General features: G+C 62.7%; 18 protein-coding genes. 6 read left to right on the top strand and 12 right to left on the bottom strand.

Translation table 11 applies throughout. The annotated features are described in order from the left end of the window. Window positions 1-3 precede the first annotated feature (3 nt). Complete coding sequence (locus HSS18214_RS0101105) at window positions 4-273, top strand: HPr family phosphocarrier protein (RefSeq protein WP_016913476.1); 270 nt, start codon at window positions 4-6, stop codon at window positions 271-273. A 6-nt stretch (window positions 274-279) separates the two neighbouring features. On the opposite strand, the gene pmbA is transcribed toward HSS18214_RS0101105, so the two are convergent. Then, entirely contained in the window at window positions 280-1,620 is a 1,341-nt protein-coding gene (pmbA, locus tag HSS18214_RS0101100; protein ID WP_016913475.1) for a metalloprotease PmbA, read from the bottom strand. 96 nt (window positions 1,621-1,716) lie between these two features. Here pmbA and yjgA point away from each other — a divergent pair, with 96 nt between their 5' ends. Then, window positions 1,717-2,238, top strand: coding sequence for a ribosome biogenesis factor YjgA (gene yjgA / locus HSS18214_RS0101095; RefSeq protein ID WP_016913474.1), 522 nt, complete (start codon window positions 1,717-1,719; stop codon window positions 2,236-2,238). 34 nt (window positions 2,239-2,272) lie between these two features. On the opposite strand, the gene tldD is transcribed toward yjgA, so the two are convergent. The 7 genes from tldD to HSS18214_RS0101060 form a co-directional block, all read right to left on the bottom strand. Continuing rightward, window positions 2,273-3,727 (bottom strand): metalloprotease TldD, encoded by a 1,455-nt coding sequence (tldD, locus tag HSS18214_RS0101090; protein WP_016913473.1) that lies wholly within the window; start codon window positions 3,725-3,727, stop codon window positions 2,273-2,275. Beyond that, complete coding sequence (locus HSS18214_RS0101085; RefSeq protein ID WP_016913472.1) at window positions 3,724-7,605, bottom strand: YhdP family phospholipid transporter; 3,882 nt, start codon at window positions 7,603-7,605, stop codon at window positions 3,724-3,726. The genes tldD and HSS18214_RS0101085 overlap by 4 nt, the downstream gene beginning before the upstream one ends. Next, a complete protein-coding gene (gene rng / locus HSS18214_RS0101080) occupies window positions 7,605-9,068 on the bottom strand; it encodes a ribonuclease G (RefSeq protein WP_016913471.1) in 1,464 nt (487 codons plus the stop codon). The genes HSS18214_RS0101085 and rng overlap by 1 nt, the downstream gene beginning before the upstream one ends. 75 nt (window positions 9,069-9,143) lie before the next feature. Continuing rightward, a complete protein-coding gene (locus HSS18214_RS0101075; protein ID WP_016913470.1) occupies window positions 9,144-9,758 on the bottom strand; it encodes a Maf family protein in 615 nt (204 codons plus the stop codon). Further along, window positions 9,755-10,249, bottom strand: a complete 495-nt coding sequence (gene mreD, locus HSS18214_RS0101070) for a rod shape-determining protein MreD (RefSeq protein ID WP_016913469.1) — start codon at window positions 10,247-10,249, stop codon at window positions 9,755-9,757. Before mreD ends, HSS18214_RS0101075 begins: the two co-directional genes overlap by 4 nt. Next, the gene (gene mreC / locus HSS18214_RS0101065; protein ID WP_026001639.1) at window positions 10,249-11,181 is read right to left on the bottom strand and encodes a rod shape-determining protein MreC; all 933 of its coding nucleotides are present in this window, start codon (window positions 11,179-11,181) and stop codon (window positions 10,249-10,251) included. Before mreC ends, mreD begins: the two co-directional genes overlap by 1 nt. 23 nt (window positions 11,182-11,204) lie before the next feature. Beyond that, window positions 11,205-12,242, bottom strand: a complete 1,038-nt coding sequence (locus tag HSS18214_RS0101060; RefSeq protein ID WP_016913467.1) for a rod shape-determining protein — start codon at window positions 12,240-12,242, stop codon at window positions 11,205-11,207. Window positions 12,243-12,471: 229 nt separating this feature from the next. Between HSS18214_RS0101060 and gatC the strand changes: the two genes are divergently transcribed. The 3 genes from gatC to gatB are packed head-to-tail and all read left to right on the top strand — an operon-like array spanning window position 12,472 to window position 15,733. After that, window positions 12,472-12,759, top strand: coding sequence for an Asp-tRNA(Asn)/Glu-tRNA(Gln) amidotransferase subunit GatC (gene gatC / locus HSS18214_RS0101055; protein WP_016913466.1), 288 nt, complete (start codon window positions 12,472-12,474; stop codon window positions 12,757-12,759). A 59-nt stretch (window positions 12,760-12,818) separates the two neighbouring features. Further along, on the top strand, window positions 12,819-14,279 hold the full coding sequence (gatA, locus tag HSS18214_RS0101050) for an Asp-tRNA(Asn)/Glu-tRNA(Gln) amidotransferase subunit GatA (RefSeq protein WP_016913465.1): 1,461 nt from the start codon (window positions 12,819-12,821) through the stop codon (window positions 14,277-14,279). Next, window positions 14,279-15,733, top strand: a complete 1,455-nt coding sequence (gene gatB, locus HSS18214_RS0101045; RefSeq protein WP_016913464.1) for an Asp-tRNA(Asn)/Glu-tRNA(Gln) amidotransferase subunit GatB — start codon at window positions 14,279-14,281, stop codon at window positions 15,731-15,733. The genes gatA and gatB overlap by 1 nt, the downstream gene beginning before the upstream one ends. Before the next feature lie 121 nt (window positions 15,734-15,854). On the opposite strand, the gene sixA is transcribed toward gatB, so the two are convergent. The 4 genes from sixA to HSS18214_RS0101025 form a co-directional block, all read right to left on the bottom strand. Continuing rightward, window positions 15,855-16,373, bottom strand: coding sequence for a phosphohistidine phosphatase SixA (gene sixA, locus HSS18214_RS0101040; RefSeq protein ID WP_016913463.1), 519 nt, complete (start codon window positions 16,371-16,373; stop codon window positions 15,855-15,857). Beyond that, entirely contained in the window at window positions 16,366-17,466 is a 1,101-nt protein-coding gene (locus HSS18214_RS0101035; RefSeq protein ID WP_050980278.1) for an NAD(P)H-dependent glycerol-3-phosphate dehydrogenase, read from the bottom strand. The genes sixA and HSS18214_RS0101035 overlap by 8 nt, the downstream gene beginning before the upstream one ends. 137 nt (window positions 17,467-17,603) lie before the next feature. Next, on the bottom strand, window positions 17,604-19,508 hold the full coding sequence (gene htpG, locus HSS18214_RS0101030; protein WP_016913461.1) for a molecular chaperone HtpG: 1,905 nt from the start codon (window positions 19,506-19,508) through the stop codon (window positions 17,604-17,606). A 127-nt stretch (window positions 19,509-19,635) separates the two neighbouring features. Next, window positions 19,636-19,971: a YkvA family protein gene (locus tag HSS18214_RS0101025; RefSeq protein ID WP_016913460.1), complete on the bottom strand. Its 336-nt coding sequence runs from the start codon at window positions 19,969-19,971 to the stop codon at window positions 19,636-19,638. 136 nt (window positions 19,972-20,107) lie between these two features. Between HSS18214_RS0101025 and HSS18214_RS0101020 the strand changes: the two genes are divergently transcribed. After that, window positions 20,108-22,057: a transglycosylase SLT domain-containing protein gene (locus HSS18214_RS0101020; RefSeq protein ID WP_016913459.1), complete on the top strand. Its 1,950-nt coding sequence runs from the start codon at window positions 20,108-20,110 to the stop codon at window positions 22,055-22,057. Window positions 22,058-22,061: the final 4 nt, after the last annotated feature.

Raw genomic sequence — 22,061 nt, 5'->3', positions numbered from 1 at the left:
AGAGTGCCTGAAAGAACCTTAACGCTGACCAATCAACGCGGCCTTCACGCCCGCGCTGCCACCAAGCTGGTCACGTGCGGCCAGCAGTTTTCAGCCCGCATTCATGTTTACAAACAGCAGCAGAAAGCCGATGCCGCCAACATCATGTCGCTGCTGATGCTGGCGGCCCCTTGCGGCACTTCGCTGACCATCACCGCAGAGGGCGAAGATGCCGACCAGGCCCTGGATGCCATCCAGGCCCTGTTCGACGCACGTTTCGACGAGGATCAGTAACCCTCGTTAGCTGCCCGCCACCGTCATGGCATCCACCAGCCAGCTGCCGGTATGGATGCTGCCCCGCGTATCGGTATCGTCGCCAATGCCCACCAGGCCAGCGAACATGGTGTTGAGATTGCTGGCAATGGTGAACTCTTCGATGGGGTATTGCACCTCGCCATTCTCTACCCAGAATCCGGCGGCACCGCGAGAGTAGTCCCCCGTTACGCCATTGACCCCCTGCCCCATCAGCTCGGTCACCCAAATGCCCCGCCCCATTTGCTGCAGCAGCTCATCACGCGATGTCAGCGGGGCCAGAAGACGCAGGTTGCGCGCTCCGCCGGCGTTTCCGGTCGACTGCATGCCCAGGCGGCGGGCACTGTAGGCAGACAGCATGTAGCTGGCGACCCTGCCCTGCTCGATGAAACGGTTATCCCGGGTCTGCACGCCCTCGGCATCGAAGGGCGAACTGGCGGTGGCACCAACTTCCATGGGGCGTTCTTCCAGTCCCATCCACTCTGGGAAAAGCGGGCTGCCCAGGCGATCACACAAGAACGATGCTTCACGGTATAGTGCGCCACCCGCCAACGCGCCCATCAAGTGCCCTATCAGGCCCGCGGCCAGGCTGGGGTCGAACAGCACGGGAAAGGTACCGGTAGGCGGTTTGCGCGAACCCAGCCGTCGCAGGGTACGTGCAGCCGCTTCGCGCCCGATCTCCTCCGGGTCACGCAGCTGTAGAGGGTTACGCGCCGACGTGTAGTCATAATCGCGCTGCATACCCTTGTCATCCTGGGCGATCAGCATGCAGGACAACGAATGGCTGCTGCCCTTTTGGGTGCCTAGAAAGCCATGGCTATTGGCGTAGACCCGCACGCCCTCGCCACTGGACAACGAGGCGCCTTCCGACTGGTGAATACCGTCCACGCTGCGCCCCGCCTGCTCACAGCGCAGCGCCAGCTCGATGGCCTGTTCGGTCGAGAGCGCCCACGGGTGATGCACCTTGAGATCCGGCAACCGGGTCGCCATCAGCGCAGCATCTGCCAACCCGGCAGCAGGGTCTTCACCGGTATAACGCGCGATCGCCAGGGCTTTTTCCACCGTGGCGCGCAGCGACGCACTGCTGGCATCGGTAGAGGAGGCGCTCCCCTTGCGCTGGCCAACGTAGACCGTAATGGCGATCCCCTGGTCACGGGAAAGCTCGACGGTCTCGACCTCGCCGAGCCGTACGCTGACGCCCACCCCCTGGTCGACACTGGCGCCTACTTCAGCGGCATCGGCGCCCAGCGTTTTCGCCAGGCCAAGGGCTTCTTCCGCCCGCTGCGCCAGTAGCGCCTGTTGCGCTGCTGCATCAAATGCCTGTGCCATGTGGTCTCCTTTTCGCCTCAATTGCATTGGCGAATCAATGTTATGGTCGCAGCCTGATATAATGCTGCCGACGAATCCAAATCAGTGAGTGTCTGTATGCCTAAGCAACGCCCCGAGCCCCTCGATATTGACGAGCAGGAAGAGCGTCCCAGTAAATCCCAGCTCAAGCGTGAAATGCATGCTCTTCAGGCGCTTGGCGAAACCTTGATTGCCATGAAACCCGCCGAACGGGCGCGTTTTCCGCTCTCTGACGACATGCTGCGGGCCATCGAGGAGACTTCTCGAATCCGCTCCCATGAGGGCCGCCGCCGCCATATGCAGTACGTGGGCAAGTTGATCCGCAAGGAGGATCTAGCCGCCATCCAGGGGGTATTCGATGCCATCGAGCAAGAGAAAGAGCAGCGCGACCATGCCTTTCATCGTCTGGAAAAATGGCGTGATCGGCTGGTCGACGAGGGCGACGACGCCGTCGATCTATTCCTTGCCGATTACCCCGATGCCGACCGCCAGACCCTGCGCCAGCTAGTGCGAAACGCTCGCAAGGAGCGTGAGCAGGGTAAACCGCCGACCAGCGCGCGCAAGCTGTTTAAACACCTGCGCGACACCCTGGCACTCTAATCCGCACGCCCCCATGACGAGCTGTACTGCCTGGCTAGCCCGATTGCGTGCCACCGACGGTCAGCTCGTCCAGCTTGAGAGTGGGCTGCCCAACGCCCACCGGCACGCCCTGGCCCTCCTTGCCACACACGCCGATACCGGTGTCCATGGCCAGGTCATGGCCAATCATGGATACCCGCCCCATCGCCTCAGGGCCATTGCCGATCAGCGTAGCGCCCTTGACTGGCGAGGTGATGCGCCCATCTTCGATCAGGTAGGCTTCGCTGGCTGAAAACACGAACTTGCCCGACGTGATATCTACCTGCCCGCCACCGAAGCTGACCGCGTAAAGGCCGCGCTTGACGCTCTTGATGATGTCTTCCGGCGCATCCTGCCCGGCCAGCATCACCGTGTTGGTCATACGCGGCATCGGCAGGTGGGCAAAGGACTCACGCCGCGCGTTCCCGGTTGGCGCCATGTTCATCAATCGCGCATTCAGCTTGTCCTGCATGTAGCCGGTGAGAATGCCATCCTCGATCAGAGGGGTGTACTGGCCCGGCGTGCCCTCGTCATCGACGCTGAGCGCCCCGCGACTATCCATGACCGTGGCATCGTCTACCACGGTGACACCCTTGGCCGCCACGCGCTGGCCCATTCGCCCGGCGAAGGCCGAACTGCCCTTGCGATTGAAGTCACCCTCCAGGCCGTGACCGACCGCCTCGTGCAAGAGAATGCCGGGCCATCCGGCGCCCAGCACCACCGGCATCTGACCGGCAGGGGCATCCACCGCTTCCAGGTTGACCAGCGCCTGGCGCACGGCTTCCTGGGCATAGCGCTCGGCCACACCCTCATCGCGCAGGCGCGCCATGGAGTAGCGCCCACCGCCACCGGCGCTGCCTCGCTCTCGGCGACCATTTTTGGCGGCGATCACGCTGACATTGAAGCGCACCAGCGGCCGCACGTCCGCCGCCAGAGTGCCGTCACTGGCACGTACCAGCACGACTTCGTAGGTGCCGGACAGCGAGGCACTGACCTGGCTGATGCTGGGGTCGGCAGCCCGCGCCACGCGGTCAGCCTGCTTGAGCATGGCCACCTTCTCTTCAGCGGTCAGCCCTGCCAGCGGGTCGATACCCGCATAGCGCGCCGCCGCGCTCACCGGCACGACACGCTGGCCCGGCAACTGCTTACCACTGCGCACGATACCCGAGGCGGTGCGTCCGGTATCCATCAGAGCATCGGCGGTAATCTGGTTGGAGTAGGCAAAGCCGGTTTTTTCGCCTGCCAGCGCACGCACACCCACTCCGCCATCGATGTTGTAGCTCGCCTCCTTGACTTCGCCATCTTCCAGCACCCACCCCTCCTGCCAGGTGCGCTGGAAGTAGAGATCGGCATAATCGATGCCTGCGCCCATGGCGTAGCCAAGGCCCGTCTCCAGGGCTTCCAGATCGAGGCCACCCGGCGTTAGCAAAATGGCAACTGCAGACTCTATATCGCTTGTGTGTGCGGTCATTGAGGGCCTTCTAAAGTAACCTGCGGCGAGGTCCAGGGACCCCGCACGCGATAATGAATGGTGGTGGCCTGCGCCAGTGCATCACCAAAAAGTCGGTCGGCAATGAAGAGCGCCCCGCCGACGATGGGGGCACCCACCGCGAGTGCCGCGATAGGCAGACTTTGGCTCACCGGCAGTGTGACGCCAAGACGCTGATCGAGTTCGCGCTGCAAGAGGTTAACATTTCCTGTCAGCGTAAAGGTCGTGGCAGGGGCATCAATTTGTAGGGGGCCACGCAGCAATAGCTGCCCCTGGGCCACGTCCGCCGTGCCATGCACCCGATCGAACGCCGTTCCCTGCCCGGTGACATCCGAAAAATCAAACCGCAGCCTGCGCAGAATGTTATCGAAATTGAGTAGCCCCACCAGCCGTGCAGGTGCCGAGTCGAGCATCACGAAGCGCCCGTCACGAATATCCGTGCTCAATTCTCCGCCTGCGCGGGCCAGCGCAAACTGCCAAGGCGCCCCCGGCCAGGCAAGCTCAGCGGCAACGTTGGTGGTACGGCTGCGCATGGCCACGGGTTGGCCCAGGCGCTCCAGGGCGGTGCCCAGATCGCCGCCCTGAATCGTCAGGTCAGCGCGGGTGCGACTGGTCACCGGATTACCCTCCCAATGCAGCTCCCCACGCGCTGAGAGCTGCCCCAGGGTCAGGCCCACCGGCGCAATGGAAAGCCCCTGAGCGCTGGTCTGCCAATAAGCGGTCAGGGGGCCATAAAGCCCGTCACCCACACTGAGCTCGGCCAGTCGTAGCCGTCCATTGGGTACGGATGCCAGCCAAGCGGGGATAGCGGCTGGGGCGGCGTATTCGGTAGTGATCTCGTCGACCCAGGAGCCCGGCGTGGGCACCTCTCTCGATGACGCCTCGCTCGCGGCCTCTTCGCTGGGCAAATCAAGCAAACGGTCAGCGGCCAGATAGCTCACGACCACGTCCAGTGGGCGCGACTCCCGTGGCTGATAGTGCACACGACCGGAGAGCAGCTCACCGTTGATTTGCAGCTGTGCTCGGTCCGTCTCGGCGCTACCGGAAGCCGTCATGGCGCCCAGACACTCGTCACGATAACGCAAGCAGGAGGTTCTCAGCACGGCTTCGAGGGTCGGCAACGCCCCGGACGTCGGCGGACCACCCGCCCCCTTGTCGAACAGCGGCGACAAGGCCTGCTGCCAGGCCAAGGGATCAATGGTGTTTAGCGACGCATCGATTTTCCAGCCTGGCTGCTGGGGCCATTCCACCAGCGGTGCCACGCTGCCCAGCGCGACCTCGCCCATCAGACCTTCTGGCTCTCTGAGCGCCAGACGCATGGCCAGCAGATCAGCCACCCGCACCTCTCCTCTGGCACTGGAAAAATCAGCGCGCACCCGTAACGGCCAGGACTGCTCGGCGCGTTTATCGAACGGCTCGGGCAGCTGACTGGTCAGCCCAACCAGCTGGCTTTGCAAACTCAAGGTCGGGGTGTCTTCCCAGTTCACCACGCCTTCCCAGGCCGTGCGCCCGCGCAGCACCTCTTGTGCCGTGTCCGGCATGCCCGCCAGCGCCCAGAGCGCCGCGCTATCCACCTCACCACTGAGCCGCACCCGCTGCTGATCTTCATCAAAGTCGGCGCGGATCCCCCCGCCTTGCCAACGCCCCTGCAGATTGCCCAACAGCGCCCGCTGCTCGCCCGACTGCTGCCAGCTCACCTCGCCTTCGACCTGGCGCAGTGACACAGACAGCGGTGGGTAGCGCACGACCTCCAGAGAAGGCACCACGTTGATATCCAGCAACAGCCCTTCTGGATGCTCCAAAGGCACCGCCGCCGCCAGGCTGCCGTCGACCACGCCTTCAGCGCTGAACTCGTCGAGCGGCAACTCGCCCGCTTCTGGCATGGCCTTGAGAAAGCGCAACAGCGAGGCGCCATCGCTGTGCAATTGCCCCGACAGCCGCAGCATGTTGTCTTCACCCAGCTGGACGGCTCCATCAGACAGCTGGACCCCTTGACTCTGGGCACTCGCCACCTGCGCCTTCAGCTCTCCCCCCTGCCATATCAAGCGGCCATCGACCTCTTCCAGCAGCGGCCAACCGTCAGCTATCGGCAAGTAGCCCTCGCGCACCAGCAGCGCCAGCGTGGCAGAGAATGGCGGCGCGCTACCGGGCTCTCCAAACGGCAGACTCATTTTGAGCGCCCCCTGCGGCACCCGGCCACCGATGTCTTTTTGCAACCACTCCCGCAGCGCCGGCTCGAAGGCGCCAAGCGGCAGCCATTGGCCTAACGGGCGCTCTACGGCATCGACATTCTCAAAGGCGAGGTCGAGCCCAAACTGACCACGCTGCTGCCCCGTGATCAGGCCGAAGCCGCCCGCGATACGCGCACCATCCCAATCGACGTGCAGCTCACGCCCGCTGATCATGGTCCGTGGACCATCGTAGACCCACTCCACCACGCCCTCGGCATGCCCCAGCTGCATGGGCGCTTCGAAGAGCTGCGGGAAGTAGAGTTCGCTGTTGCCCGCACTGCTGAAAGTCACCCGGCCGCGCAGGTCACGCGCCTGCACCCAGGCATCCAGCGGGCCACCGCCCGGCGCTTGCTGCCACGGGTCGACCGCCACGTTGGTCAAGGCGGCATCGACGCCCCAGCGCCCTTCCCGCTGCCCCAGCCGCAGCCCCTGCACCTGCCCTCTGGGGGCCAGGGTTTGCAGCACCCGCGTCAGCGACTCGGGTAACAGGGCGTACTCGCGCCAAGCGGCCAGCGAGGCCAATTCGAAGGCACTGGTGCGCAGCTCCCAACGGCCGGGCTCGTGGGCCAGGTACCAGTGGTAAGGCAAGGCAGGGCCGTCACTGATGCCCTCTGGCTGGGCCCACTCGACGCTTTCTGCGTTGCCGCTCAGCCAGGCTTCACCGCCCTCCCCGTTGCGCTGCCACTGCCCGGAGGCCTGGATGTTGCGCAACACGGCGTATTCCACGTCTCGACGCAGTGTCAGCTCGGGCATATCGACCGCCAACCGCGCATCCTCCAGACGCCCTTCTCGCCAGCGCCCCCACAATTGAACTTGACCGCCCGCCTGCTCCAGATAGGGCATCTGCTCTGGACGAAACAGCGCCGCCAGCACCACCAGATGATCCAATTGCATATTCATCTGCAGGGCCGCCGAAAAATCACTCAAGCCACGCACACCGGGCTGCATCTCGGCGCCCATGGTGATGGCCGGCAGCGCCGAGGCTGCCTGGGCGGGGTCTTCCACCACCTTCAGCTCGCCAGAGAGACGCGTACGACGCTCATCGCCATCCAACACCAGCGACGGTGCATGCAATAGCACCGTCTGCTCACGCCCATGCAGCAGCACGCGGCTGTTGTCTACCCACAAGCGCTGCCTGAGCAGCAGCCCTGCCCAGGCGTCGATCAGCGCCAGATCGATATCCGGCTGCGGGGCCATACCCAAGGGCAGCGTGGCGGGCGCCGGCCAGCCCCAGGTGGTCTCAGGCGTTTGGTAGAGATGAAACTCGAGCCCCGCCATACGAGCATCGCTGAAAACCGGAGCCCACTGGCGCAAACTCGCCAAACCATCGAGACGTAACTGCACGCGTTCGACGGCAGCCAGCGGATCGCCCTGCGGGGTGTCGATACGCAGGTCTTCGAGCAGGAAGCGTAGATCATTGCGCGCCAACGAGAGCGAGACTTGCCCAATGCTCACTGGTGCACCGATCCTGGCTTCCAGCACCGCTTCGATGCGTGGCGCGAGCGCATCACTCTGACTGAGAGCCACGCGCAGCGTCACCAGCAGCAGCGCCAGCAGACCCAATAGGACTGCCAGCGTCACGAGTCCAGCGCGCAGCAAAAAGCGGGGGAAAGGGCTTAGCGCAGCCATCACATTAATACGATGTCGTACTGCTCTTGGGAGTAGTGCGCCTCGACCTGAAAGCGAATGGTTTTATTGATGAAGGTTTCCAGGTCAGCCACGGCCGCCGACTCCTCATCCAACAAACGATCCACCACCGGCTGAGAGGCCAGCACCATGTAGGTTTCTGCACTGTAGGCACGCTCTTCACGGAGGATTTCTCGGAAGATTTCATAGCAGATGGTTTCGGGGGTCTTTAGCGTCCCGCGCCCGGCACAGGTCGGGCAGGCTTCACACAGGGTTTGTTCGAGACTTTCTCGGGTGCGCTTACGGGTCAACTGCACGAGCCCCAGCTCGGTTACCCCGGTACATTTGGTTTTTGCATGGTCACGCTCCAGCGCCTTTTCCAATACGCGAAGTACCTGACGCTGATGCTCGACATCCACCATGTCGATGAAGTCGATAATGATGATACCGCCCAGGTTGCGCAGCCGTAGCTGACGGGCAATGGCCGTCGCGGCTTCCAGGTTGGTCTTGAAAATGGTCTCTTCCAGATTGCGATGCCCAACGTACCCACCGGTATTGACATCAATGGTGGTCATGGCCTCGGTAGGATCGATGACCAGATACCCACCAGACTTGAGCTGCACCTTGCGCCCCAGGGCTTTCTGAATCTCGTCTTCGACGCTGTAGAGATCAAAAATCGGTCGCTCGCCCGGGTAGTACTCGATACGGTCCACCGCATCAGGCATGAACTCTTCGGCAAACTCGACCAGCTTGATGAAGTTTTCCCGGGAGTCGATGCGTACTTTTTCGATATCATCGCACATGACGTCACGCAGGGTGCGCATGAACAGCGGCAAGTCGTCGTAGATCACGCTAGGCGGGGAAGCGGTGATCTTGCGCTCGCTGACCTTGCGCCAGATACGCAGCAGAAAGTACATGTCGCTGGCCAGCTCTTCATCGCCCACGCCTTCTGCCGCCGTGCGCACGATGAAGCCACCCGTCACGTCGATGGTCTGTTCTGCGATGCTCTTGTCCAGCAGCGCTTTCAGCCGCTCACGCTCGCGTTCGTCTTCGATACGCTGGGAAACGCCATGGTGAGGCGAGTCCGGCATGTAGACCAGGTAACGCGAAGGAATCGAGAGATGGGTAGTCAGCCGCGCCCCTTTCGTGCCGATAGGGTCCTTGGTGACCTGCACGACCAGGGCCTGGCCTTCGTGCAGCAACTGCCCGATGGTCTGCTGCTCATCGCTGGGGGTGCCGGGCGGCATCACTTCATGGGCATGGATGAAGGCGGCGCGTTCAAGGCCAATATCGACAAAGGCAGCCTGCATGCCAGGCAGTACGCGAACCACTTTGCCTTTGTAGATATTACCCACGATCCCACGGCGACGGGAGCGCTCGATGAGCGCCTCCTGCAGCACGCCATTCTCCACCAGCGCAACGCGGGTCTCCATGGGCGTCAAATTGATGAGGACTTCACCGCTCATGCACAATTCCTTATTGAATATCCGGTTCCTTGCCAGCGCAGCGGTCGTCGCTAGGTGCCAGTGCGGGCCCAATCGCTACGTTGGATATCGGCCCGCCCAGACGGGCACTCCCTGCTGGACAAGCAAGCGCGTGGTTTCAAATAGCGGCAGCCCCACGACGGCAGAGTGGCTGCCCTGAATCTCTTCGACGAACACCGACGCAAGCCCCTGTATGGCATAGCCACCGGCCTTGTCCACGGGCTCCCCGGTCTGCCAGTAACAGGCGATCTCCTCGCGGCTCAGTGACCGCATGGTGACATGCGTGGTGACACAACATGAGAGTATACCCAGCGGCCCACTCACCGCCACTGCGGTCAGCACTTGATGCGTGCCCCCTGAAAGCCGCCTCAGCATCTCGGCAGCGTGCTGCTGGTCCCGAGGCTTGCCCAGAATCTCGCCTGCTACCACGACTGCCGTGTCCGAGCCGAGCACCGGCAAGTGCGTTCGGCCCAGGGCCGCGCTGGCCTTGGCGATGGCCAGTCGCTCCACATACGCCAAGGCCGACTCATCGGCCAGCGGCGTTTCATCGATATCGCTGGGTAGCACGCTCACCGGCACGCCAATCGACGCCAGCAGCGCCTTGCGGCGCGGCGACGCAGACGCCAGACAGAGTACCGGCTGAGGGGAAGCACCGGGGATCATTTCGCTCATGATCCACTGCTCATCATGCGCCGCTCCAGAGCCACCAGCATGGTGGCCAGCCAGGGCCACAGCAATGCGCTCATCAGCGAGGGAATCAGGAAGGAGAGGTGGATCGAAAACTCGCCGGTCAAGGTACGCAACCACTGCTCGATGAGTTGCACCAGCCCCAGCAGCACCAACACCAGCACGGCCTGCTGCACCAGCGAATAAGCGCGAAAGCGTGGATAGACCATGGCAGCCAGAAACGCCAACAGCGACAAGATGAGCGCGTGTTGGCCCAGCGCGGTCCCTTCGATCAGGTCCAGCAGCAGACCCACCACGAAGCCGTGAAAGACCCCCACTCGATCCGGTGAGCGCATGCTCCAGTAGATGAGCATCAAGCCAACCCACTCGGGGCGAAACACCTGCCAGCCATCCGCCAAGGGCATGACCTGCAAGCACAGGGCCAGCAGTAGGCTAAGCCAAACGGCCAACAACGGCACAACGGGAACCCTGGCCATCAAGGCGCCTCCTGTGAATGAGACTCAGCCAGACGCTGAGCGGCATGCACGGCCTGCGCCGAAATATCCATGGACTCATCCCAGCCCAACGCGTCGAACTCTTCGCGGGGCGTTGGAAATAGCATCAGGAAATGCCGCGAGCGCTGCAGCTGTGCAGCAGGCTCGGCCATGACACGAGCAAAAGGCTGGCCGGGGTCGTGATACACCTCGGTGACGCGCGCCACGGGATACCCTGGCGGAAAACGGCCCGCCAACCCGGAGGTGGTCAACAAATCCCCTTCACGAATGTCGGCGGTATCCGGTACGTGCAGTACGCTGACACTGCCATGGCGCCCGGTGCCCTGCACGATGAAACGCAGGCCGTTGCGATTGACCTGCACTGGTAAGGCGTGGCTGGCATCGGCCAACAGCAGCACACGGCTGGAGTAGGCCGATACCGCGGTCACCTGCCCCACCAGCCCAGAGGCATCGATCACCGGCTGCCCGACGTAGGCGCCATTACGATGCCCTCGGTCGACCACCATTTGATGAGTAAAGGGGTCATTGTCCAGAGACAGCAGCTCTGCGGCAATATAGGGGATTTCACGACGCTCGGCCGCCTTGAGCAGCGTGCGCAGTTCGGCGTTTTCGGCGGTCAGATTGGCGAGCCGCTGCCCACGGTGGGAGAGCGTCAAGATCTGCTCGCGCAGGCGGCGATTTTCGTCCACCAGCGCTTGCTGGTCAGAGAGCGCAAGCGCCCCCCAGTTCAGGACGTCGCTGGGCACGCTCACCACCCACTGAATGGGGGCAACGACCATGGTCATCTGGGCGCGAAGATCTTCCATGCGCGTAAAGCGCTGGTCGACAAACATCAGCACGCTTGCCGCCAGCACACAGAAGAATAGCCGGTAACCGGGTAGCGGCCCGTGTGAAAACAGCGGTTTAATAGGCAATCCCCCGCGTCAAACCGCTGCGATCAATCGCTCGACAGTAACTCAAAGGTATGCTGGTCAATCATCTCCAGCGCCTTGCCACCGCCGCGCGCCACGCAGGTCAGCGGGTCTTCGGCCACGATGACCGGCAGGCCCGTCTCTTCGGCGATCAGCTTGTCGAGGTCGCGCAGCAGTGCGCCGCCGCCGGTCAGCACCAAGCCGCGTTCGGCGATGTCCGAGGCAAGCTCAGGGGGCGACTGCTCCAGTGCGCTCTTGACGGCAGATACGATAGAGCCCAGCGTTTCCTGGAGCGCCTCGAGAATCTCGTGGGAGTTGAGCGTGAAGCTGCGCGGGATGCCCTCCGCCAGGTTACGGCCGCGCACGTCGATCTCGCGCAGCTCGCCACCCGGGTAGGCACACCCGATCTCTTCCTTGATGCGCTCGGCCGTGGCTTCGCCGATCAGGCTACCGTAATGGCGGCGCACGTACGCGGTGATCGCCTCGTCAAAACGGTCACCGCCTACGCGGATCGATTCGGAATAGACCACCCCGTTGAGCGAGATGATGGCGATCTCGGTGGTACCGCCACCAATGTCCACCACCATCGACCCCTGCGCTTCTTCTACCGGCAGACCTGCGCCGATGGCCGCAGCCATGGGTTCTTCGATCAGGAAGACTTCCCGGGCACCCGCCCCTTCGGCGGACTCACGGATGGCGCGGCGCTCCACCTGGGTCGACATGCAAGGCACGCAGACCAGCACACGCGGACTGGGCGTCAGAAACGTGCTCTGGTGCACCTTGCGAATGAAGTGCTGGAGCATCTGCTCGGTAACGGTGAAGTCGGCAATGACGCCGTCCTTCATGGGTCGGATAGCCGTGATATTGCCAGGCGTTCGGCCCAGCATGCGTTTGGCATCGGCACCTACCGAAGCGACGCTACGCATGTTGCCCGACTGGCGGATGGCGACAACGGACGGTTCATCGAGCACGATGCCACGACCGCGTACATAAATCAGTGTGTTGGCCGTACCCAAGTCGATCGACAGATCGCTGGAAAACAGCCCCCTCAAACGTTTGAACATGGATGTTGTTACCTAGTGCAGACCGGGAACCCTGTGCGGATGCAAACGGTATCACCGCAACCCCTTGGCAGCAAGCACGAGTCGTGCCCAATGGTGCCCGTGGGGCGCAATATGTGGTACCTTTTGCGGCTATTTTCCACGTCTGTTCCACAAGACGAATTCAAGATGACCGTATGTATACCGCTCAAAGCGGAATATGTTCCATCACGTTTGCGAGGAAACCTCGATCATGGCGCTTGAAGAATCTCATGTGCGCCGGGCCGCGCATCTGGCCCGACTCGCCGTCAGCGATGACCAAGCCAGTGGCTTCGTCGACGACCTCAGCCGCATTCTGGACATGGTCGACCAGCTCCAGAGCGTGGATACCGAAGGTGTGGCGCCATTGGCCCACCCGCTGGATGCCACGCAGCGCCTGCGCGCCGACGAAGTCACCGAAACCAACCAGCGCGACGCTTTCCAGCGCTGTGCTCCGGCAGTGGAAAACGGCCTGTACCTGGTGCCTCGGGTGGTTGAGTAACCGCCGCACCCCGCTCGTTTCTGCTTATTTCATTCGCCCCCGAACGGAGCTTCCGGGTCATGCACGATAAAACCGTAACGCAGCTCGCCGCCGCCCTGGGTAGCGGTGACCTCTCCAGCCGAGAGCTGACCTCCCATTTTTTACAGCGCATCGAAAAAACCGATGACAAGCTCAACAGCTTTATCACGGTGACCGCCGAACAAGCGCTGAATCAGGCCGAAGCAGCCGACCAGGCACGGGTGGCAGGCACAGCAAGCAAGCTGGCAGGCATCCCCCTGGCGCTGAAAGACATCTTCTGCACCCAGGGTGTCAAAACCACCTGCGGCTCCAGAATGCTCGATAATTTCATCGCGCCTTACGATGCCACCGTGGTGGAAAAACTGGCGGCAGCAGGCACCATTAGCCTCGGCAAGACCAATATGGACGAGTTCGCCATGGGCTCGTCCAACGAAAACAGCCACTACGGCGCGGTCAAGAACCCCTGGGACCTGTCGGCCGTTCCCGGCGGCAGCTCAGGCGGCAGCGCGGCAGCGGTAGCCGCCGGGCTCGTCCCTGCAGCCATGGGCACCGACACCGGTGGCTCCATTCGTCAGCCGGCCGCGTTCTGCGGCATCACCGGATTGAAGCCCACCTATGGGCGCGTCTCTCGTTACGGCATGATTGCCTATGCCTCCAGCCTCGACCAGGCAGGCCCGATGGCACGCACGGCTGAAGATTGCGCCCTGCTGCTCAACGTGATTGCCGGGCACGACCTGCGCGACTCCACCAGCGTCGCCCGTGGCGTGCCTGACTACACTGAAACACTCAACGCGCCGCTGTCAGGCCTGAAAATCGGCCTGCCCAGGGAGTATTTTGGCGACGGCCTCGACCCGGACGTCGAGCAAGCCGTGCGTGACGCCGTCAAGGTTTACGAGTCGCTGGGTGCCACGGTGCGGGAGGTCAGCCTGCCGCACACGCACTACGCCATCCCGGCCTATTACGTGATTGCCCCCGCCGAAGCCTCTTCCAACCTGTCACGCTTCGACGGCGTGCGCTTCGGCCACCGCTGCAAGGCGCCTGCCGACCTAATCGATCTTTACACCCGCTCGCGGGCCGAAGGGTTTGGCGAGGAGGTCAAACGGCGTATCCTGATTGGCACCCACACTCTGTCGGAAGGCTTCTTCGACGCTTATTACACCAAGGCCCAGAAGGTGCGCCGCCTGATCCGTCAGGACTTCCTCGACGCCTTCGAAGATGTCGATGTGCTGATGGGGCCTGCCTCGCCCACGCCCGCCTTCGACCTGGGCGCGAAGAAAGACCCGGTGTCGATGTACCTGCAGGATATCTACACCATTGCCGTGAACCTGGCGGGCATTCCCGGCATCAGCGTTCCGGCCGGATTTGCGGGCGGCCGCCCGGTGGGCCTGCAAATTCTCGGCACGCACTTTGCCGAAGCGCAGCTGCTCAACGTCGCTCACCAGTTCCAGCAAGCCACCGATTGGCATCTCAAACAGCCTGCCTTTGCCGAGGAGAACGCCTGATGCAATGGGAAACCGTGATTGGGCTCGAGGTCCACGTTCAGCTCGCAACGCGCTCCAAGATCTTTTCCGGCGCCTCGACGGCGTTTGGCGCCGAGCCGAACACCCAGGCCTGCGCCGTTGATCTGGGCTTGCCTGGCGTACTGCCCGTCTTGAACGAACAGGCGGTCGCCATGGCCGTTCAGTTCGGCCTGGCCGTCCATGCCGAGATCCCGGAAGTATCGGTCTTTGACCGCAAGAACTACTTCTACCCTGACTTGCCCAAGGGCTACCAGACCAGCCAGATGTATCACCCCATCGTGGGCGCTGGCGAGGTGGAAATCACCCTGGACGACGACACCACCAAGCGCATCCGCATCCACCATGCCCACCTGGAAGAAGATGCAGGCAAGTCGCTGCACGAAGACTTCCATGGCATGACCGGCATCGACCTGAACCGCGCAGGCACCCCGCTGCTGGAGATCGTCTCCGAACCGGACATGCGCAACGCCAAGGAAGCGGCGGCCTATCTGAAGGCCATCCACTCCATCGTGACCTACCTGGGCATTTCCGACGGCAACATGGCCGAAGGCTCGATGCGCTGTGATGTCAACGTCTCGGTGCGCCCCAAAGGCCAGGAAGCATTTGGCACACGTGCGGAAATCAAGAACGTCAACTCGTTCCGCTTCGTGGAGCGCGCCATTGCCTTCGAAGTCGAGCGTCAGATCGAGCTGATCGAAGATGGCGGCAGCGTGGTGCAGGAAACCCGCCTGTACGACCCGGAGCGCGATGAGACCCGCAGCATGCGCACCAAGGAAGAAGCCAACGATTACCGCTACTTCCCCTGCCCCGACCTGCTGCCCGTGGTTCTCGATGAAGCCTACCTGGAGCATCTGCGCAGCCAGCTGCCGGAACTGCCCGCCGATAAGCGCGCTCGCTTCCAGGACGCGCTGGGGCTATCGGCTTACGATGCCAGCGTGCTCTCGGCCAGCCGTGAAATGGCGGAGTTCTTCGAAGAAGTCCACCGGGTATGTGGCGATGCCAAACAGGCGGCCAACTGGGTTCAGGGCGAGCTGTCCGGCGCCTTGAACCGGGAAAACCTGAGCATTCAGAACAGCCCCGTCTCGGCCCAGCAGCTGGGCGAAGTGGTACGCCGCGTGCTCGATGGCACCATCAACGGCAAGGCCGCCAAGCAGGTCTTCCAGGCACTGTGGAATGGCCAGGGGGAGAGCGCCGATGCCATCATCGATGCCAAAGGGCTGAAGCAGGTGACCGACACTGGCGCCATCGAAGGCATGATCGATCAGGTCATCGCCGAGAGCCCGGCCCAGGTCGCCCAGTACCGCGATTCGGAGCCCGAGAAGCGCGGCAAGATGATCGGCTACTTCGTGGGCCAGGTCATGAAGGCCTCTCGCGGCACCGCCAATCCTCAACAAGTGAACGACCTGCTCAAGACCAAGCTGGACGCTCTGCTGTAACGCACGCCCATTGCCAGCGCATCAACATGAGCGGCTGCTTCGGCAGCCGCTTTGCGTGGCGAGGGACTCGCTCAGCTATTTTCAACAGCTATTCTCTACAGCTACTCTCTAAAACCAGCCGCTACAGCTGGCTGGGCTGGGTGAAGCGCTGCAGCTGAGCGCAACCCGCCGCCCAGACATCGGCCTCCAGCTCGGCAATGGCCGCCGTGGGGAAACCCAGCCCCTGGCTCGGTGCACCTTCGACCAATAATCCTGCCAACTCGCCCACCAGCGGCATATGGCTGACCAGCATGATGGGCCCTTGGGGCTGTTGTGCCATCAGCCACTCGGCCACGTCGCTGGCGGAATCGTCTGGCGTGATGAACGTCAAGGTATTCAAGGGAATGCCCAAGGCGTCTCGGATATATTCAGCGGTTTGCTGCGCACGCACATACGGGCTGGCATACAGCACGGGGGTGGCAAGCTCTCCCTCACTGACCCGCGCTGCCAGCCAGCGCGCCATGGCGCCCGCTTCCTGTTCGCCGCGGCGAGTCAGCGCACGCACCGGGTCTGGAAAGCCAGGAGCGGTCTCACCATGCCGCATGATCAGCAGTGGGCTTGCGCCGCCATGGCGCAGCGCCTGATTTCCCTGGTCACTCATGAACATCTCCTTTGCTGACCGCCACTCGAGGGGGCGATGTCTGTTCCCGATGCGCCTGCTGCACGGCCTCACGGGGCAGAATGAATTCGACGTCGCTGCTTTGCTCACCCAGCATCAGCGTGCGCGCCATTTCCTGGGCGGGCACGCCATCGAACAGCACCCGCTTCAACCCTTCCGCCAGCGGCATGTAAACGCCCAACTCCCCAGCCTTGGCGCACACCAGCTTGACGGTATTGACCCCTTCCGCGACCTGCCCCAACGCTTCTACCGCAGCCTCCAGGTCACGCCCCTCGCCCAGCGCATACCCCACCCGATAGTTACGCGACAGATTCGAGGAGCAGGTCACGATCAAGTCACCGACTCCCGCCAACCCCAGAAACGTCATCGGATTGGCCCCCTGGGCCACGGCAAACCGGCTCATCTCCGCCAGTGCACGGGTCATCAGCATGCTGCGGGTGTTTTCACCCATGCCCAGCGCTGCCGCCATGCCTGCGGCGATGGCGTAAATGTTCTTGAGCGCCCCGCCCAGTTCGACGCCGTGCCGGTCGTTACTGGCGTAAACGCGGAAATAGCGACACCCCAGCACCTGCTGCACCCGAGTACGCGTCAGGGCGTCGGCGCTGGCGATCACGGTCGCGGTCAGCTGTTTATCGGCAATCTCGGAGGCCAGATTAGGGCCCGCAATCACACCAATATGGGTGAAGCCGGTCTCCTGCTCCAGCACCTGGCTCATCAGCAGGAAGCCCTCCTGTTCGATCCCCTTGGTGGTACTGACGAGAATTTGCTCAGCGGTCAGCCACGGCTTGGCCGCCTGCACCACGCTGCGAAACGCCTTGGAGGGAATGGCGATCAGCACCAGCTCCGCGCCCACCAGGACGGTTTCCAGGTCAGTGGACGCCTCGACGGCAGGGTTGATCGGATAATCGGGCAGGTAGCGGCCATTACGGTGCTCCTGATTGATCTGCGCCACCAGCGCTTCGTCACGCATCCACTGGCGCACCTGGGCACCGTTGTCTGCCGCAATGCTGGCCAAGGCGGTACCAAAACTCCCCCCGCCCAGCACGGCGACCTTAATCTGTTGCTCATCCGCCATGATGACATCCTGATCGTTTAGCATTCATAGTGAAACCTACTTTATCACCAACGGCCGCCTTCGCCGTTCAAAACAGGCTGAAAAACAAACGGCCCGCCTGGCAGGCCAGGCGGGCCGCATCCCTCAACGGATGGGCATCACGCGGTCAGTACGCTGTTCAGCCGCTTCACGTAAGCCGCCGGGTCGTCCAGGTGGCCACCTTCGGCGATGATCGCCTGATCGAGCAGAATATGCGCCAGCTGGGCAAACAGCTCGCCTTCGCTGCCTTCGAGTCTTGCCACCAGCGCATGATCGGGGTTGAGCTCGAGAATGGGCTTCACGTCGGGCAGCTTCTGCCCCGCGGCCTCCATGATGCGCCGCATCTGATAGCCCATCTCATGCTCCGGCAGCACCACACAGGCAGGCGAGTCGGTCAGACGGTGAGTGACCTTCACCGACTGCACGTGCTCGCCCAGCGCCTCCTGAACGCGCTTGACCAGCGCCTCTTTTGCCTTGGCGGTCTCTTCTTGAGCCTGCTTCTCGGCTTCGTCTTCGACATCGCCCAGGTCCAGCTCGCCTTTGGCCACGTCGGCGAAAGACTTGCCGTCGAACTCGGTCAGGTGGCTCATCAGCCACTCATCGATACGATCGGAGAGTAGCAGCACCTCGATGCCTTTCTTGCGGAAGATCTCCAGGTGAGGGCTGTTCTTCGCGGCATTGAAGCTGTCGGCCACCACGTAGTAGATTTTCTTCTGACCTTCTTTCATGCGCTCGACGTACTCGGCCAGGGAGTGCTCCTGGGCAGACGTGTCGGTATGCGTGGAAGCAAAGCGCAGCAAACCGGCGATTTTCTCGCGGTTGGCGAAGTCTTCACCCGGCCCTTCTTTCAGCACGCTGCCAAAGGTGTTCCAGAACGTCTGGTACTGTTCGCTATCCTTGGAAAGCTTCTTGAGCATGTCCAGGGCACGCTTGGTCAAGGCGCCCTTGATCTTGTCGACCTTGGGATCCTGCTGCAGCAGCTCACGAGAGACGTTCAGCGACAAATCGCGGGTGTCCAGTACGCCCTTGATGAAACGCAGGTAGAGCGGCAGGAACTGTTCGGCGTCATCCATGATGAATACCCGCTGAACGTACAGCTTGACGCCTCGGGAACCGTCACGGTCGAACATGTCGAACGGTGCACGGCCCGGCACGTAGAGCAGGCTGGTGTACTCCAGCTTGCCCTCGACCTTGTTGTGGCTCCAGGTCAGCGGGTCGCTGAAGTCGTGGGCCACGTGCTTGTAGAACGCCTTGTACTCGTCGTCCGACACGTCGCTCTTGGGACGTGCCCACAGCGCCGTGGCTTCGTTGACGGTTTCCCAGGTGGTGACTTCACTGCCTTCGATCTCGTTACCCTCGTCGTCACGAGCGGACTCGGTCCTGGGCATGCGCACCGGCACTTCGATGTGATCGGAGTACTTGCGCACCAGGCTTTGCAGGCGGTAGTCGTCGGCAAACTCTTTGGCATCTTCTTTCAGGTGCAGGGTGATTTCGGTGCCGTGCACCTCGCGCTCGATATCGGCCACGGTGAACTCACCTTCGCCCCGCGAGCGCCACTCGACGCCTTCCGACGCGGCGGTGCCCGCCTTGCGAGTGCGAACGGCGACTTCGTCTGCCACAATGAAGCCAGAGTAGAAACCGACACCGAACTGACCGATCAGCTTGGCATCCTTCTGCTGTTCACCGGAAAGCTGCTTGAGAAACTCGGCGGTGCCTGAACGCGCGATGGTCCCCAGGTTGGCGATGACATCTTCGCGGTTCATGCCGATACCGTTGTCACGCAAGGTGATGGTATTGGCATCACGGTCGTGCTCGATTTCGATGCGCAGCTCGCTGTCACCTTCGTACAGGGCGTCGTTGTCCAGGGCTGCATAGCGCAGCTTGTCGCAGGCATCCGCCGCGTTGGAAATCAGCTCACGCAGGAATATCTCCCGGTTGGAGTACAGGGAGTGGATCATCAGGTTCAGAAGCTGCTTGACTTCGGTTTGAAAGCCAAGGGTTTCTTCGTGGGTCGCCGTGGTCATGCGCTTAGCCCTCATCTATTTCGTGTGGCGTGTCGCCTCTGCCAGCCAGGCAGAGGCGTAGAACAGGATGAAGGCAATATGGGGATAAGTGATGGGATTTCAAGCGCTAGCCAACCAGCCGCGCCGATCAGGCAGCCGTCGACGCTGCCTCGTTCTCGGCTTTCCAGGCGCGATATTCGGCCAGGTGGCGATCCACACGGTTCAACAGCCAACCGACGATCAGCACATCGTCGACCAGACCAATGATGACCAGGAAATCAGGGATGAGATCAAAGGGCATGACCAGATAGGCCAGTGCCAGAGCCATGGTGCCGAAGGCGGCCCAAGGCACCGGCCTGAAGCTGCCACGCAGTACGTCGCGGGTCATGGGCAGGAAAAGCGTGAGCGCACGGGCTACTCGTTTGATGGCCCAGGCCCGACCTTTCAAGCGACGAAACAACCACCAGCTAGATAATCGTGCCATCGTCAGGGAATCCTCTCAGGGTACAATGGTCAGAACGTCATTTGGCCAAATAGTTCATGATCGCGACGGCCACGCGACGGTGGCCATCACCTACTCGACCGTCATATCAGCCAGTTCCAGTTAAAGAGGGAGTGCCATGCAGGCAACGCCATTTCGTTCTACCCTTCGCACGCTGTGTGCCGCGGCACTGATCGGCCTGCCATCTGCGTCCTGGGCCGCCTCGGACGAGGCCATGCGCGATGCATTGAACGCCGCCCGCCAGCAGCAGTGGCAACAAATCGACCAGAGCGCCATCGACGGGCATATCCTCAGCGGCTATGTGGAGTATCACCGGCTACGCCAGCAGTTGCCCAACGTCTCTGTCAGCCAGGTCCTGCAGTTCATCGAGCAGCACGGTGACTCCCCCTTGGGCGAGTGGCTGCGCGGCCAGGCCATTGCCAACTACGGCTATGCGGGCCGTTTCAGCGACCTGCTGGCCGTCGCCGATGGCGAACCCGCCGGTACGGCACGGCAGTGCTACTACTACACGGCACTCCTCGACCACGCCCCCGAACAGGCACGCACGGCGGGTCTGGCGCTGTGGCGCGTGGGCAGCTCACAGCCGGACGCCTGCAACGCCCTGTTCAGCCGCCTGCGCGCGGATGGCACCATCGATGCCACCGCTATCTGGGAGCGCAAGATGCTGGCCTGGCAAGCAGGCGAGCAGCGCCTGAGCACTTACCTGGGAGGATTGCTCAGCGGCCAGTGGCAAACGGCCATCGATACGGCGGAGCGGGCCAATACAAGCCTCAACAGCCTGACCACGGCCCCTACTTGCCTGGGGCCTGAATGCGCCGCCACGGCAGCGTTCTATCAGGCGGCCATGCAGCGCTATACCCGCGAAGACACGCCCCGCGCCTTTGCCGCCTGGCAACAGATCGCCCCGCGCCTGACGCTGGCGCCCAGCGACCAGCAGGTCATCGAGGAGGAGCTGGCCTTCTACGCTCTGGTGCGCGACGTGCCGGGTACACTGAGCTGGGTAGACAGCGTGCTGCCCTCCTTGCAGAGCGAGCGGGTGCTGGAGCTTCGGGTGCGCCGCGCCCTGGCGGAGCGCCAATGGACCGACGTCATCCACTGGATTGCAGAGATGCCCGCCAGCCAGCAGGAGAGCAGCCGCTGGCAGTACTGGCTGGGACGCGCCAACGAACAGCTGGGTAATCAGGAAGCCGCTCAGGCGCGCTATCAGCAGGCTGCCCAGGACCGTAGTTTCTATGGCTTTGCCGCCGCTGAGAAAATCGGCCAGCCGTACCGGCTCAACCACGAACGCCACCACTTCGACGAAGCCACCCGCGAGGATATCGCGCGACTGCCCGCCGTACAGCGCACGCAAGCGCTGCTGCGTATTGGTGAAGAGGGCCTGGCCAACAGCGAGTGGCTGCATGCCGTTCGCGAAGCGTCGCCTTACCAGGCTCGCGCTCTCGCCGACTACGCTGCCCAGCAGCAGTGGCATGCCCGGCTGGTACAAACCACGATTGCCGGTGAGATGTGGGATGCCCTGGAGTGGCGCTTCCCACCCGCCTACCGGGACAGTTTTCTGCATTGGGGCCGCATGACCGGCGTAGACCCCTTTCTGCTGATGGCAATCACCCGTCGGGAGAGCGCCTACAACCCCGTGGCGCTGTCACCGGCTGGCGCACGCGGCCTGATGCAGCTGATGCCCGGCACCGCCACGCAGGTCAGTCGCCAACTGGGGCTCAGCGACCCCGGGCCCTACGGCGTACTCGACCCCGAACTGAACATTCGCCTGGGCAGCACCTACCTGCGTGACAAGCTCGACCGTTACCGTGGCAATCGCCTTGCCGCGACGGCAGCCTATAATGCCGGCCCTGGCCGCGTAGACCAGTGGCTGGGCAGTAACAGCATGGAGTCGTTCGACCTGTTCGTGGAGAGCATCCCCTTCCGCGAAACCCGCGATTACGTGCAGGCCGTGCTGAGCTATCGGGTCATCTTCGAGAGCCTGGCCAACGGCGGTAGCAGCGAAGGCGTCTCGCTATTGAACGACAGCGAGCAGAGCGTTCGCTACGACCGCGCGCTGGTTCAGCGCTAAGCCT

The organism is Vreelandella stevensii S18214 (assembly GCF_000275725.1).
GTDB lineage: Bacteria > Pseudomonadota > Gammaproteobacteria > Pseudomonadales > Halomonadaceae > Vreelandella > Vreelandella stevensii.
This window is presented reverse-complemented; position numbering and strand designations above follow the sequence as displayed.

What these genes read in the sequence shown, in the direction of transcription:
- pmbA (WP_016913475.1), bottom strand. Translation starts at nt 1,620, where the DNA reads ATGGCACAGGCATTTGATGCAGCAGCGCAACAGGCGCTACTGGCGCAG.
- yjgA (WP_016913474.1), top strand. Translation starts at nt 1,717, where the DNA reads ATGCCTAAGCAACGCCCCGAGCCCCTCGATATTGACGAGCAGGAAGAG.
- tldD (WP_016913473.1), bottom strand. Translation starts at nt 3,727, where the DNA reads ATGACCGCACACACAAGCGATATAGAGTCTGCAGTTGCCATTTTGCTA.
- HSS18214_RS0101085 (WP_016913472.1), bottom strand. Translation starts at nt 7,605, where the DNA reads ATGGCTGCGCTAAGCCCTTTCCCCCGCTTTTTGCTGCGCGCTGGACTC.
- rng (WP_016913471.1), bottom strand. Translation starts at nt 9,068, where the DNA reads ATGAGCGGTGAAGTCCTCATCAATTTGACGCCCATGGAGACCCGCGTT.
- HSS18214_RS0101075 (WP_016913470.1), bottom strand. Translation starts at nt 9,758, where the DNA reads ATGAGCGAAATGATCCCCGGTGCTTCCCCTCAGCCGGTACTCTGTCTG.
- mreD (WP_016913469.1), bottom strand. Translation starts at nt 10,249, where the DNA reads ATGGCCAGGGTTCCCGTTGTGCCGTTGTTGGCCGTTTGGCTTAGCCTA.
- HSS18214_RS0101060 (WP_016913467.1), bottom strand. Translation starts at nt 12,242, where the DNA reads ATGTTCAAACGTTTGAGGGGGCTGTTTTCCAGCGATCTGTCGATCGAC.
- gatC (WP_016913466.1), top strand. Translation starts at nt 12,472, where the DNA reads ATGGCGCTTGAAGAATCTCATGTGCGCCGGGCCGCGCATCTGGCCCGA.
- gatA (WP_016913465.1), top strand. Translation starts at nt 12,819, where the DNA reads ATGCACGATAAAACCGTAACGCAGCTCGCCGCCGCCCTGGGTAGCGGT.
- gatB (WP_016913464.1), top strand. Translation starts at nt 14,279, where the DNA reads ATGCAATGGGAAACCGTGATTGGGCTCGAGGTCCACGTTCAGCTCGCA.
- sixA (WP_016913463.1), bottom strand. Translation starts at nt 16,373, where the DNA reads ATGAGTGACCAGGGAAATCAGGCGCTGCGCCATGGCGGCGCAAGCCCA.
- HSS18214_RS0101035 (WP_050980278.1), bottom strand. Translation starts at nt 17,466, where the DNA reads ATGGCGGATGAGCAACAGATTAAGGTCGCCGTGCTGGGCGGGGGGAGT.
- htpG (WP_016913461.1), bottom strand. Translation starts at nt 19,508, where the DNA reads ATGACCACGGCGACCCACGAAGAAACCCTTGGCTTTCAAACCGAAGTC.
- HSS18214_RS0101025 (WP_016913460.1), bottom strand. Translation starts at nt 19,971, where the DNA reads ATGGCACGATTATCTAGCTGGTGGTTGTTTCGTCGCTTGAAAGGTCGG.
- HSS18214_RS0101020 (WP_016913459.1), top strand. Translation starts at nt 20,108, where the DNA reads ATGCAGGCAACGCCATTTCGTTCTACCCTTCGCACGCTGTGTGCCGCG.